Annotated in this window: 8 protein-coding genes; 7 read left to right on the top strand and 1 reads right to left on the bottom strand. The window is 63.0% G+C overall.

The genetic code is table 11. The features are described 5' to 3' along the window. Window positions 1-8 precede the first annotated feature (8 nt). On the bottom strand, window positions 9-575 hold the full coding sequence (locus ABTW64_RS00985) for a uracil-DNA glycosylase (RefSeq protein WP_350618253.1): 567 nt from the start codon (window positions 573-575) through the stop codon (window positions 9-11). Between the two features lie 415 nt (window positions 576-990). Here ABTW64_RS00985 and ABTW64_RS00980 point away from each other — a divergent pair, with 415 nt between their 5' ends. The 7 genes from ABTW64_RS00980 to ABTW64_RS00950 all read left to right on the top strand — a co-directional run bounded on the left by ABTW64_RS00980 (window position 991) and on the right by ABTW64_RS00950 (window position 12,957). Further along, a complete protein-coding gene (locus ABTW64_RS00980; protein WP_350618251.1) occupies window positions 991-2,571 on the top strand; it encodes a type I restriction-modification system subunit M in 1,581 nt (526 codons plus the stop codon). A gap of 184 nt (window positions 2,572-2,755) precedes the next feature. After that, complete coding sequence (locus ABTW64_RS00975; RefSeq protein ID WP_350618249.1) at window positions 2,756-3,373, top strand: hypothetical protein; 618 nt, start codon at window positions 2,756-2,758, stop codon at window positions 3,371-3,373. Next, window positions 3,370-4,596 carry a restriction endonuclease subunit S gene (locus ABTW64_RS00970; protein WP_350618247.1) on the top strand — a complete coding sequence of 409 codons (1,227 nt, stop codon included), beginning with the start codon at window positions 3,370-3,372 and terminating at the stop codon, window positions 4,594-4,596. Before ABTW64_RS00975 ends, ABTW64_RS00970 begins: the two co-directional genes overlap by 4 nt. Continuing rightward, window positions 4,593-7,706, top strand: coding sequence for a type I restriction endonuclease subunit R (locus ABTW64_RS00965; RefSeq protein ID WP_350618245.1), 3,114 nt, complete (start codon window positions 4,593-4,595; stop codon window positions 7,704-7,706). Before ABTW64_RS00970 ends, ABTW64_RS00965 begins: the two co-directional genes overlap by 4 nt. Further along, window positions 7,703-9,664, top strand: coding sequence for an AAA family ATPase (locus ABTW64_RS00960; protein WP_350618243.1), 1,962 nt, complete (start codon window positions 7,703-7,705; stop codon window positions 9,662-9,664). Before ABTW64_RS00965 ends, ABTW64_RS00960 begins: the two co-directional genes overlap by 4 nt. Beyond that, window positions 9,661-11,271: an ATP-dependent nuclease gene (locus tag ABTW64_RS00955; RefSeq protein WP_350618241.1), complete on the top strand. Its 1,611-nt coding sequence runs from the start codon at window positions 9,661-9,663 to the stop codon at window positions 11,269-11,271. The genes ABTW64_RS00960 and ABTW64_RS00955 overlap by 4 nt, the downstream gene beginning before the upstream one ends. Beyond that, complete coding sequence (locus ABTW64_RS00950) at window positions 11,272-12,957, top strand: UvrD-helicase domain-containing protein (RefSeq protein WP_350618239.1); 1,686 nt, start codon at window positions 11,272-11,274, stop codon at window positions 12,955-12,957. Window positions 12,958-13,153: the final 196 nt, after the last annotated feature.

Genomic DNA, 13,153 nt, shown 5'->3' with positions numbered 1-13,153 from the left:
GTCCGGGGCTAAGCCGATCTGGGCGCACTTGCGAGGGCGGCAGCGAACTGGTCGCGCTTGCCCGGCTGGTTCATCGCGAGAGGCGACGGGTGCCAGGTTTCGATGACGTCGACGGGCGGGTGCCGCAGCGAGCTTGCGATGTGAGCCCGCCAGCCTTGCTGCGCGATCCTGCCGGCGAGGATCACCGTGGTGAGCTTGGGAAGCAGGCCCATCAGTTCGAGCAGGGACGCGGCACCCTCACCGAGTTCCGACTTCGTCGGCTTGACGGACGCCGGGCCCAGATACCAGGGCACGATGTTCCACAGCATGCATCCACTGTGAAGCCCGGCGTCCGACCGTGCCTGCCAGATGTTGGCGGCGGTGGCGTCGTCGTTGTCGACGGAGATGAACCCGGACCCCGGGCGGATGTTGCTCGCGTTCGTCATCGGACCCGGCGCTTCGAGGACGAAGAGCACCCGGGCGTCGACGCCGGCGTCCGCGGGATCGATGTGAGGAACGACCTTCCCGGGGCTCATCGCTTCGAGGCGCCGCGACCACTCGGTGAGGGGCTGCACTGCGGGCTCGCTGCCGAGCATGAGAAGTCGTTCTTCGATGCGATCGCGGGCACGGAAGCCGCGCGGCTCGGTAAGGAACACCCCCGAATGCTACCGATCGGGCGGTTCGCTCGGCCCCGGATACGACGACACCGCCCTGGCCTTGTCGAAGCCGGGAGGGACGGTTCTTTGAGTCACTGCTCGAGGGCGGACGTGCCGTGGCCACGGAAGCCGAGGAGCGTGAGTCGAGCTCCTGAGTGAGTTGGTGGGAAGTACTTCGTCGGGAAAGCACCTGATTAGACGACTATTGGGGCTCCGGCTCGCGCGCCGCTCAGCTTGTTCCGGTCGCGCGAATCGACCGAGTCCCGACGTCAAGTGTCGGTGGTTCGCCGATAGCCTGAGAGCCCGAGTAAACCGCACTGATGAACGCGCGTCGTTGCGCAAGGAGAACTACGGAATGCCGCCGATCACCAAAGAAACCCAGCGTGCCGAGCTGCACAAGACGATCTGGCGCATCGCCAACGACCTGCGGGGCTCGGTCGACGGCTGGGACTTCAAGAGCTACGTGCTCGGCATGCTGTTCTACCGCTTCATCTCCGAGAACCTGACCGCCTACATCAACAAAGGCGAGCACGAGGCTGGGGACGCCGCCTTCGACTACGCGCACCTCGACGACAAGCAGGCTGAGTTCGCGCGTAGCGAGGTGGTGGCTGAGAAGGGCTTCTTCGTCCTCCCGAGCGAGCTATTCGCCAACGTCCGCAAGCGCGCGGCACAGGACGAGAACCTCAACGAGACGCTCGAGCGCGTGTTCAAGAACATCGAAGGCTCGGCGCTCGGCACTGACTCCGAGGACGACCTGAAGGGGCTGTTTGACGACCTCGACGTCAACAGCAACAAGCTCGGCGCCACGGTCGCCCGTCGCAATGAGAAGCTCGTGAAGCTTCTCGACGCCATCGGCGACCTGCCCCTGGGGCGCTTCGAGGACAACTCGATCGACCTCTTCGGCGACGCCTACGAGTACCTGATGCAGATGTACGCGGCCAACGCCGGAAAGTCCGGCGGTGAGTACTACACGCCGCAGGAGGTCTCCGAGCTACTGGCGCGCATCACGGTGTCGGGTAAGAAGTCGGTCAACAAGGTCTACGACCCGGCCGTCGGCTCGGGCTCACTGCTGCTGAAGTTCGCCAAGGTGCTCGGCAAGAATAACGTCCGCCAGGGCTTCTACGGCCAGGAGATCAACCTGACCACGTACAACCTCGCGCGAATCAACATGTTCCTGCACGACATCAACTACGCCGACTTCAACCTCGCGCACGGCGACACGCTGATCGACCCGGCTCACTGGGACGACGAGCCCTTTGAAGCGATCGTCTCCAACCCGCCCTACTCGATCAAGTGGGAGGGTGACGCCAATCCGCTACTCATCAACGACGAACGCTACGCGCCCGCCGGTGTGCTCGCGCCGAAGTCGAAGGCCGACCTCGCCTTCACGATGCACATGCTCAGTTGGCTCGCCGTGAACGGCACGGCGGCCATCGTCGAGTTCCCTGGCGTGCTCTACCGCGGGGGCGCGGAAGCGAAGATCCGCAAGTACCTGATCGACAACAACTACGTTGACGCCGTCATCCAGCTACCCGCGGATCTCTTCTTCGGCACCACCATCGCGACCTGCATCCTGGTGTTGAAAAAGTCGAAGAAGTCCAACGATGTGCTGTTCATCGACGCTTCAGCGGAGTCCGACCGTATCGGCAACAAGAACAGGCTGACCCCAGATCACCAGCGGAACATCCTCGGTGCATACGAGCTCCGCGAAGATGAAGACCACTTCGCCAAGCTCGTCAGCAATGAGCACATTGCGGGGGCCGATTACAACCTCTCCGTCTCGTCCTATGTGGAGGCAGAGGACACGCGCGAAGCCATCGACATCGCGGTGCTCAACAGCGAGCTTGAGCAGATCGTCGCACGTCAGGTCGAGCTCCGCGCTGCGATCGACGAGATCGTCGCAGACCTGGAGGTGGGGGGACATGAGGTTGTCTGATCTTCTCTCGAAGGCTCCTGATGTAGCTACATCGGCTCAGGTCGAAGGCTTTCTTGGCGACCGTCAGCTTGGATGGGGGAAGCACAAGAGGATCAGGGTTGGAAAGGTCATCCACAACTTCCAATGCCGTTCTTGTGGAGACGTGCGTCCCTTTGAGTCAGGCGAGGAGCTCTCCTGCCTTGGGGTGAGCAACGAGCAGGTCAGCATTGACGCGACCTTGCGTTGCATGGTGTGCGGGGCGTCGGTTGAGACATGGTTCCTGGTGGCGGCCAAGGGCCCGATCAACTCGCGGGCGCCTGAAGTGCGCGTCGAGCGGTACACCGAGAATCTTCGGGACCGCGCAGAGCGCGCCGGCGCGCCACAGGGCCCGTTCGCGGATTTAATCAACCGTGCACAGCTTGCCTATGAAAACGGCCTCGGTGCGGGCGCCGTTATCTACCTTCGCAAGATCTTCGAGAAGGTCACTTGGGAGGTTGCAGAGATCGTGGGCGTCGAAACGAAGAAGCCGAACGGCAATCCACGCCCGTTCGCCGCTGTGCTTGAACAGGTCAACAATCTCCGTAGCATCATTCCCCAGCGTTTCTCTAGCGATGGATATCAGCTCTTCAAGGAACTGAGCGGCATCATCCACGGTGACTCGGGGGAAGCCGAGGCGCTGCAGAAGTTCAAACCGTGCCTTCAGTTGGTTCTTGGTGTTGTCGACGAGGTCAGCCGGGACAACATGTTCGCGCAGGCGATCGACGAGCTGGGCTGGAACGTCGACAACGTCGATGAGATCGCGGGAGAGGGGGCCGCTTCATGAGCTACGTTGAAGAGCTGATCGCACAGTTGGCTCCTAACGGCGTCGACCGCAAAGCCCTCGGCGAGGTCGGTACTCTCATTCGCGGCAACGGACTGCAGAAGTCTGATCTTCGTGACGAGGGTGTGCCCGCGGTGCACTACGGGCAGATCCACACCTTCTACGGTGTATCGACGGCCGAGACGAAGTCGTTTACAGACGAAGCTATCGCCGTCAAGCTTCGCCACGCGAAGCCGGGTGACCTCTTGATTGCCACCACCAGCGAGGACGATGACGCTGTTGCGAAGGCCACCGCATGGCTTGGCGCCACAGACGTCGTTCTGAGCGGTGACGCGTACATCTATCGGCACGAACTCAATCCGATGTACGTTGCTTACTTCTTTCAATCGACGTCCTTCCAAGACCAGAAACGTCGCTACATCTCCGGCACGAAGGTGCGTCGCATCTCAGGGGAATCCCTCGCCAAGATTCAGATCCCTGTCCCACCGACCCGGGTTCAGGAGGCGATTGTGGATATCCTTGATAGGTTCAGTGGTCTGGAAACTGAGCTTCAGGCGACGATTGATGCAGAGCTCGGGGCTCGCCGCCTTCAGTACGCGCACTTCCTCTCTTTGCTTACACGTGTCAACGGAGACGTCCCGTTGGTGCCGCTCGGAGAGATCGCGGAGTTTAAGTACGGCTACACCGATAAGGCGTCGCTGTCGGGAACGCATCGCTTCATCCGGATCACGGATATAGGATCGCATGGTCGCCTTCTGGCTGATGGCGCGAAGTACGTGAGCCCGGAGGGAAGCGCCGACGAGTATCTTGTAAAGGTCGGTGACCTGCTGATGGCTCGTACCGGTGGCACGTTCGGAAAGACCATGCTGTTCGACTCCGAAGAGCCGTCGGTCTACGCGTCATTTCTTATCCGCATTAGGTTTCCGGACGGAACTCTGCTTCCCGCCTACTACTGGTACTTCGCGCAAAGCACAGCGTACTGGGATCAGGCCAACGCCCTGGTGAGCACAGGCGGCCAGCCTCAGTTCAACGCGAACGCACTCAAGCGCGTAATCGTTCCGGTTCCATCCACGGGCGCCCAGCAGAAGGTCGTCGAGCGGCTTCGCCGACTTGAGTCGGCGGCGACGGAGTTGAATGACTCTCTTGTAAATGAGCGTGCGGCTCGTCGCCGGCAGTACGAGCACTACCGCGACCGACTCTTCACCTTCAAGGAGCTCGCAAGATGAGCGACGCCGCTGCTCGCAGGTACGACCCAATCGCCGTCTCGGCTGAGAGCACGGTCGTTTCGGAGTACATCGCGGACGCTCACGAAGCCACGGCTTATCAGTCGGAGGCCGACCTCGAGCGCGAGATGGTTCGCCTGCTGCAGGGCCAGGCGTATGAGTACCTCCCGATCACCTCGGAGGCTCAGCTGGTCGCAAACCTGCGCGCCCAGTTGGAAGCCCTCAACGAGATCACGTTCTCGGATCCGGAGTGGGAGACCTTCTTCAGGACGAAGGTGGCTGGTCAGAACGACGGCATTGTCGAGAAGACGGTGCGCGTGCAGGAGGACCACATCCAAGTCCTGAAGCGGGACGATGGCTCCACACGGAACGTCACGTTCATCGACAAGAAGAGCGTTCACAACAACCGCCTCCAGGTCATCAACCAGTACGAGATCGCCCAGGGCGACGAGAGCGACGGCGGCGGCAACTACGCCAACCGCTACGACGTCACCGTGCTGGTCAACGGCCTCCCGATGGTGCACATCGAGCTGAAGCGCCGCGGCGTCGACATCCGCGAGGCGTTCAACCAGATCAACCGGTACCAGCGCGATAGCTTCTGGGCTGGCTCCGGCCTCTTCGAGTATGTCCAGCTGTTCGTGATCAGCAACGGGACGCTGACGAAGTACTACTCCAACAGCACCCGCGCGAAGCACCTCAAGGAAGCTAGCGCCAAGCCGGGTCGCGGCAAGAAGTCGAGCAATTCGTTCGAGTTCACCTCGTGGTGGGCAGACGCGCAGAACAAGCCGATCCAGGAGCTGACGGCGTTCGTTAAGACGTTCTTCGCCAAGCACGCCCTGCTCAACATCCTCACAAAGTACTGCGTGCTGACCGCCGACCGCGACCTGCTGGTCATGCGGCCGTACCAGATCGTGGCGACCGAGCGGATCTTGCAGAAGATCGACATCGCGACCAACTACAAGAAGCTGGGCACCATCGAAGCCGGCGGCTACGTCTGGCACACCACTGGCTCCGGCAAGACCCTGACATCGTTCAAGGCTGCCCAGCTGGCGAGCAAGCTGCCCGACGTCAGCAAGGTGCTCTTCGTCGTCGACCGCAAAGACCTCGACTACCAGACGATGCGCGAGTACGACCGCTTCGAGAAGGGCGCCGCTAACTCGAACGCTTCCACGGCCGTCCTCAAGAAGCAGCTCGAGGATCCGAACGCCCGGATCATCATCACGACGATCCAGAAGCTGTCGACCTTCATTAAGGCCAACAAGGGCCACGAGATCTACTCGGGCCACGTCGTCATCATTTTCGACGAGTGCCACCGCTCGCAGTTCGGTGACATGCACACCGACATCACGCGGGCGTTCAAGCGCTACAACCTGTTTGGCTTCACCGGCACGCCGATCTTCTCGGCCAACGCCGGCGCCGGTGGCAACCCGCAGCTGCGCACCACCGAGCAGGCATTCGGTGAGAAGCTGCACACCTACACGATCGTCGACGCCATCATGGACAAGAACGTCTTGCCGTTCCGCATCGACTACATCAACACCGTGAAGGTCGGTAACCCGGACGACAAGCAGGTCTCGTCCATCGACCGCGAGAAGGCGTTGCTCGACTCCCGCCGCATCGGCGAAATCGTCAAGTACACGCTCGAGCACTTCGACCAGAAGACTCGACGGACCTCGAGCTACGAGCACTCCGTCGTCACGAACGTGGCGGAGTCGGTGCGCACCCGTCGTCAGGCTGAGGCGATCAAGGAGAAGAAGCGCGTCCGTGGCTTCAACGCCCTGTTCGCGACTGCCTCTATCGATGCCGCGCAGCGGTACTATCTCGCGTTCAAGGAGCGCCAGGAATCGCTGATGCCGGACCAGCAGCTCAAGGTCGGCGTCATCTTCAGCTATGGCGCCAACGAGGCGACCGACGACGGCATCCTCGACGACGAGGCGTTCGACACCGAAGCGCTCAGCGGCGGAGCCCGCGACTTCCTCGAGTCGGCGATCGCCGACTACAACGCGATGTTCGGGACGAGCTACGACACCAGCGCCGACAAGTTCCAGAACTACTACAAGGACCTGTCGCAGCGGATGAAGAACCGCGAGATCGACCTGGTCATCGTGGTCAACATGTTCCTGACTGGCTTCGACGCCACCACCATGAACACGCTGTTCGTCGACAAGAACCTGCGCTCGCACGGCCTCATCCAGGCGTACTCGCGCACCAACCGCATCCTGAACTCCATCAAGACGTACGGCAACATTGTTGCCTTCCGCGACCTCGAGGAGGAGACGAACGCCGCCCTCGAGCTGTTCGGAAACAAGGACGCCCGCGGCGTTGTGCTGCTCAAGCCGTACGGCGAGTACTACGCCGAGTATGCCGAGAAGGTCATCAAGCTTCTGCAGGCCTACCCGCTCGGGCAGGCCATCGTCGGCGAGACCGCGCAGAAGGACTTCATCGGGCTGTTTGGTGCCATCCTGCGGCTGCAGAACATCCTGACCTCGTTCGACGAGTTCGCCGGCCAAGACCCGCTCGCTGAGCGCCAGGGGCAGGACTACCGCTCTGTCTATCTCGACCTCTACGCCGAGTTCCGCAAGGGCCGTGACAGCGACAAGGAGACGATCAACGACGACGTCGTCTTCGAGATCGAGCTCGTCAAGCAGGTCGAGATCAACGTCGACTACATCCTCATGCTGGTCGAGAAGCTCCGCAGCGAGAAGGGCGACGGCGAGGACAAGGAGATCCGCGCTCAGATCACCCGTGCCGTCGACGCCAGCCCGAGCCTGCGCAGCAAGCGTGACCTTGTGGAGAGCTTCGTCGACTCCGTCTCTGTAGACGGCGCGGTGGATGAGCAGTGGCAGGCGTTCGTCGAGGCGAAGCGTCAGGCCGAGCTGCAGGCGATCATTGAGCAGGAGAACCTCAAGCCTGACCAGACACGGGCGTTCGTCGATAGGGCCTTTCGTTACGGCCAGCTTCGAACCAGCGGTACTGAGATCACCCGGATCCTGCCGCCCGTGTCGCGCTTCAACCGCGAGGCCGGGCACGGCGAGAAGAAGAAGCGCGTGGTCGAAGCGTTGACGCGGTTCTTCGAGAGGTTCTTCGGGCTGGGCGCTGGAGGTGAGCAATGAGGCTCGTGAAGGCGAAAGTTCACGGATTCGGACGTCTCGCTGATGGCGTAGTGAACCTCGATCACAAGGTCATCGCCATCGTCGGCCCGAACGAGGCTGGCAAGACAACGCTTCTCAAGGCACTCGCATACACAGTCGACAACGATGCGGAGCTCTCCAAGCCCGAACGATCGCGCGGAATGGACGTGCCGGATGATGCCACCGTCGTTACCGTTCGCTACTTGCTCGATGATGACGACCGAAAGGCTGTCGAAGGACTCGATCTCGAAGAGCTTCCCCGCGCGGTCTCGTTCTCGCGTCGAGCGTCAGGTGGTCGCACAATGGTCGGCGTCGAGCCGGTGCCAGTGAAGGCGCTGCAACCGCTCGAACAAGCCGTCGCGAAGCTCCGAGCCGTAGCTTCGGAGAAGGCCTGGGAGGTTCTTGCATACGCGCCGCCTCAAGAGGACGACGAGGACGCCGAACCTCGCGACGAACGCCGTGTTGCGCTCCAGGATGTCGTTCGGTCTGTTGTGGAAGGGTTCCTGGCGGATGTCGGCGAAGGCGGCGTACGCGGCGCCGCAGATGCGGCAGCCGACGACCTTCGCACCGCCGTCGCTGAACTTGAGGAGTACGGCCTCGGCGAGGAGCTTCGTGAAGCGGTTTCGTCAGTTCTTGAGTGGGTTGACCGGGAAGACCCCGCGCCTGTGGTGAGGAATGCGCTGTACAAGCGTGCGCCGAGCATTCTCCTGTTCAGTCAAGCCGATCGGACCCTGTCCTCGACGTACACGCTGAGCAAGCAACTCGTCGCCGCTGTACCTGCGGCGCTCGCGAACCTTACGGGAATGGCTGAGCTCGACCTCGAGCAGCTTTGGGCTACGTACGCCTCGGAAGACATCGGCCTGCGCGAGACTCTTGTCGAGGGCGCGAATCAGGTGCTGGCGAGAAAATTCCGCGCCGCGTGGAAACAATCGCAGATCACCGTTCATCTGAAGACCGACGGGCAGAACCTGCTCATCCTCATCAAGCAAGACGGCAAGAACATCACGCAGTTCGACGAGCGAAGCGCAGGCCTCAAGATGTTTGTCGCCCTAGTCGCCTTCCTCGCAGTACGCGGCGAAACCACGCCGCCTATTCTTCTGATTGACGAGGCGGAGACGCACCTGCATATCGATGCGCAGGCCGACTTGGTCACCACGTTCATGACCCAGCGTCAGGCAGCAAAGATCATCTACACGACCCACTCGCCTGCGTGCCTGCCGCCGGACCTCGGCACCAACATCCGCGCGGTCGTTCCCGACCCGGCGAACCAGGCGCGCAGCCTCATCAAAAGCAGCTTCTGGGACGGGTCGGCGGGCTTCGCTCCGCTCCTTCTCGCCATGGGCGCAGGGGCGGCCGCGTTCTCGTCCGCGCGGTTCGTCGTGCTCGGCGAAGGCGCGTCCGAGATGATTCTGCTGCCCTCGCTCATCAAGGCAGCCATTGGGCACGAAGACCTCGAATACCAGGTCGCACCCGGCCTCTCCGAGGCTCCGACGGAGACGTACGGCGACCTCAACTTGGCCGGTGCGCGAGTGGCCTATCTGGTTGACGATGACTCCGGTGGGCAGGAGCGCCGCCGCAAGCTCGTCGCCGGCGGCGTGCCGGAAGAACGAATCGTGTCGCTCGGCGCTCTCACGCTCGAGAACCTGCTCGACGCCGGAGCCTACGGCGAGACGCTCGGGAGGCTCTTCGCCGAGTCGAACCCGGGCGTCACGGTGCCCGCGCTGCCGAAGATGCCGGACCCGAAGGGTCGCGTCTGGCCCCGCGTCATCAAGGAGTGGGCCGGAAAGAGTGGTTTGCGCGAACCGAGCAAGCGCGCAATTGCCGCGCGGCTCGTGGAAGAAGGATTGGCCCGCCCGAGCGAGTTCGGAGCGGAAGTCCTCCGCGAACTCCACGGCAAGCTGGAACGAACGCTGAAGAACGGACCGAGGAGCGCGAATTGAGACTGAACCGGCTCAAGGTTGAGAACCACAGGCGGTTGCAAGATGTCGAGATTGAGATTCGCGACCACCTGGTGCTCGTCGGACCGAACGACGTCGGCAAGTCCTCGCTGCTGCGTTGCCTCGACCTCGTGCTCGGAGCGAGCACTGCCCAGCTCTACTCGGCCATCACGGCCGACGACTTCCGCGACGCCGGAGCGCCCTTCGCCGTCGAGGTGGAACTGACCGGATTCTCTGAGGACGAGAAGGCGCTGTTCCCTGATGAGGCCACTGTCGACCCGGTAGCCAAGGAGCGGTCGCTCATCATCAGGCTGAGCGCGGACATCGACGAGAACGACACGGTGTCGATCGCGCGCGTTGCGCCCCACGCTGGCCACGGGCGGCAACTTTCCCGCGACCAGCTAGCCGGCCTCGGCTGGAAGTTCCTGAGCGCCACGTCGCAGACCCGGGACCTCCGCGAGGGGCGCAAGACGCCGGTCGATGAGCTGCTGGCGACGGTCGAGCTCGGCTCCGAGAAGGCTGCGTTCGAAGAGGCTGCCGAGCAGTTCCAGAAGGCGCTGACCGCGTCCGAAGCACTGGGCCATATCCGCGATTCGCTCGCCGCGCAGCTGTCCAAGGCGCTTCCCAAGACCATTGGCACGGACGACCTGAGTTTCGTCAGCGGTGCATCCGCCGAAGACGATCTGCTGAGCGACGTCCGGCTGCAGGTAGCCAAGGACGGCGAACCGCACGCGCTCTCGGAGCAGTCCGATGGGACGCGCGCGATGTACGCTATCGCCCTATATGACCTTATGAGTGTCGGCGCCAACGTCGTCGGCATCGACGAGCCCGAGGTACATCTGCACCCGACGGGTCAGCGCACCCTGGCACGGCTGCTGCGTGACGGTGCTAATCAGAAGGTCATCGCCACCCACTCGTCCGACATTGTGGGAGCATTCGACCCGGACTCGATTCTGACTGTGAAACCCGGCGGACGAGTCGTCCAACCGACGGCTGGCTTCCTCTCCTCCGATGAACGGATGTTCGTGCGCTGGTGGGTGCGGGACAGGCTCGAACCGCTCACGGCCCGCCGGGTCGTGGCGGTCGAAGGCACTTCAGACCGCGTCATCCTGGAACGGGCTGCTGAAGTCACTAACCGGCAGCTGGACCGGCTCGGCGTTTCCGTCCTAGAAGTCGACGGCTCGGGCGAGATGGGGCCGGTGGAGAAGCTGTTCGGCCCGAACGGTTTCGACATCCCGATGTCGTTGCTCATCGACGAGGATGCGGAATCCGACATGGCCAAGCACCTCGGGGTCCCGTCCGAAGAACTCAACTCGCGCTCGGTCTGGGTCTCCCGCAAGGACCTCGAGGCAGAGTACGTCGCGGCTCTCGGCCCGGAAGCTGTCCAAGAGGCGCTTGCAGGTTGTGGCTATTTCTCCGCGACATTCCTCCGGAGGCTGCAACCCACAGGCGAAGGCGGCGAGTTTACCGCTGTTGACGTCGCCGGGTTTTGCCGCCTCGACAGCAAGACAAAGGTAAGAGCTGCGCTCGCCGTCGCGCCGCTGCTCACGGCGCAGAGCGCGGCGAAAATCCAGAGCATCGAGAGCCTCCTGAGCGAGATTGCGGAATAGATGCTGCAGCCGACCGAGGCCCAGCTCGCAATCCGAGACGCCACGACACCCAACCTGCTCGTCATCGCGCCCGCCGGTTGCGGAAAGACGGAGGCGCTGGCGCTGCGGATCCAGGGCATGCTCAAGAGAGGCGACGTATCGGCGCCGCGCAGGGTGCTTGTCGTCACCTTCTCGAATCGCGCTCGGGACAACATCCGCGAGCGGTTGCAGGGGTACCTGAGCGCAGCTGATCTGCGTGACCTGGTCACGGTGGCGAACTTCCACGGGCTGTCGGCCCGCCTCTTCCGTGCCCACGCCAACGTCATCGGGCTCGACCCCGCGATGATCCTGCCGGAGAACGATTGGGTGCGCGACCGATGCCGTGAGAAGGGGTTCGACTTCAATACGTCGGGCGACGTCCAGAAGGCGCTGCGCGAGGCGAAACAGGAGCCGCGGACGGATGCGGAGGTTGAGGCGCTGCTCGCGGGTGCAGGGCATGAGGCGGCCCTGGCAATCGAGCGCGAGCGCGTGGCGGAGGGACGCCTCACGTACGACGACATGCCGCGTGTAGCCGAGCTCATTCTCGCGCATGAGGAGGTCGCCGACCTCTACCGCTGCCATTTCGGGGCGGTGGTCGTGGATGAGTTCCAGGACCTCACCCCGCAACAGCTCCGCATCGTGAACGCTATTGGCAAGGGACGCACTACGTACGCCGGAGACCTGGCGCAGGGCATCTACGGGTTCGCAGGAGCGAAACCGGCCGAGGTCTTCGCCGCCGTGCAGGAAGAGTGCTCAGAGACGATTGAGTTCGCAGAGTCCCATCGGTCATCGCCGGCCGTCCTCGGGCTCGTCAACTCACTCGCGCACCTGACATCGTGTGTGCCGCTCACTTCGGCCGATCCCGCCTCCTGGCCTGGCGGCGGACTGGCGGCCGAGGTGTGGCACCGGTCTGTCCAAGACGAAGGCGCCTGGGTCACCGACCTGGTCCAAGGGTTCATTCGCCACGTACCGTCGCATCGCATCGGCATCATCACCCGCCTCGCGTCCCGGCGGCAGTACGTGGAGGAAGCGTTGGCGGCGGCCAACGTGAGGGCCTACCGCTGGGACGACGGCTTGCTGGATACCGAGACGGCGCGGCGCATGAAGTCGATGCTGGCCAGGTTCAGTATCGCGAAGTACGAGGAATCCGACGACAAGCCCGCCTTCCTGAGGGACGCGGCCGACTTTGACTCGGTAGTCGAGCCGACCGGCAGGGAGAACCTCGCGGATGCCCTCGGCTGGTGCGCCGACCGCTTTCTCGAGGGAGTGACCCCGTCTCAAGTCAGCGCGCGCATCATCATCGGTGACGGACACACGCTCACGACGGCACCCGGCGTCCACCTTCTTACCGGCCACGCGGGCAAGGGGCAGCAGTTCGACTGGGTCATCGTCGTGGGGTTCGAGGAAGGGTCCATCCCTGACTTCCGCGAGACCGATTCTCCCGAAGGAATCGCCGAAGAAGCCCGGATTCTGTCCGTGATGATGTCCCGCGCGCGCCACGGCGTGATTCTGAGCCGCTCAGCAGCCGTTCCCACCAAGTATGGGAACCTCCGCGCGAAGCAGCCGTCGCGGTTCCTGACGTATCTCAGCAATGCCGGGGTGCTCGACTACTCGCGGCTTGCCGCCTGGTTGCAGAGTGTTCACTGGGGGGCAATCGCTGCCCGATGAAGAGCTGATGTCGGAGCCCAGCCCTATCTTGGGCTGGGACCAGGGAGGTCCGCCGTGAGCGACATCATGTCCGAGATTCTTGAGCACCAGTACCTCTACGTGCCATGGCGGAATGACCCCGACACGATAGAAGGCGGCAAGCAACTCGGGCTGCATGTCGCGCGACACTACGGCGGTAGCCCGGTCATCGCTTCGC

The organism is Microbacterium sp. NPDC096154, from assembly GCF_040302945.1.
Taxonomy (GTDB): domain Bacteria; phylum Actinomycetota; class Actinomycetes; order Actinomycetales; family Microbacteriaceae; genus Microbacterium.
Note: the sequence above shows the minus strand (reverse complement) of the source record. Positions and strands in the feature narration are given on the sequence as shown.

Coding starts and splice junctions, on each gene's coding strand:
- ABTW64_RS00985 (WP_350618253.1), bottom strand. CDS start 575: ATGCTCGGCAGCGAGCCCGCAGTGCAGCCCCTCACCGAGTGGTCGCGG.
- ABTW64_RS00980 (WP_350618251.1), top strand. CDS start 991: ATGCCGCCGATCACCAAAGAAACCCAGCGTGCCGAGCTGCACAAGACG.
- ABTW64_RS00970 (WP_350618247.1), top strand. CDS start 3,370: ATGAGCTACGTTGAAGAGCTGATCGCACAGTTGGCTCCTAACGGCGTC.
- ABTW64_RS00965 (WP_350618245.1), top strand. CDS start 4,593: ATGAGCGACGCCGCTGCTCGCAGGTACGACCCAATCGCCGTCTCGGCT.
- ABTW64_RS00960 (WP_350618243.1), top strand. CDS start 7,703: ATGAGGCTCGTGAAGGCGAAAGTTCACGGATTCGGACGTCTCGCTGAT.
- ABTW64_RS00950 (WP_350618239.1), top strand. CDS start 11,272: ATGCTGCAGCCGACCGAGGCCCAGCTCGCAATCCGAGACGCCACGACA.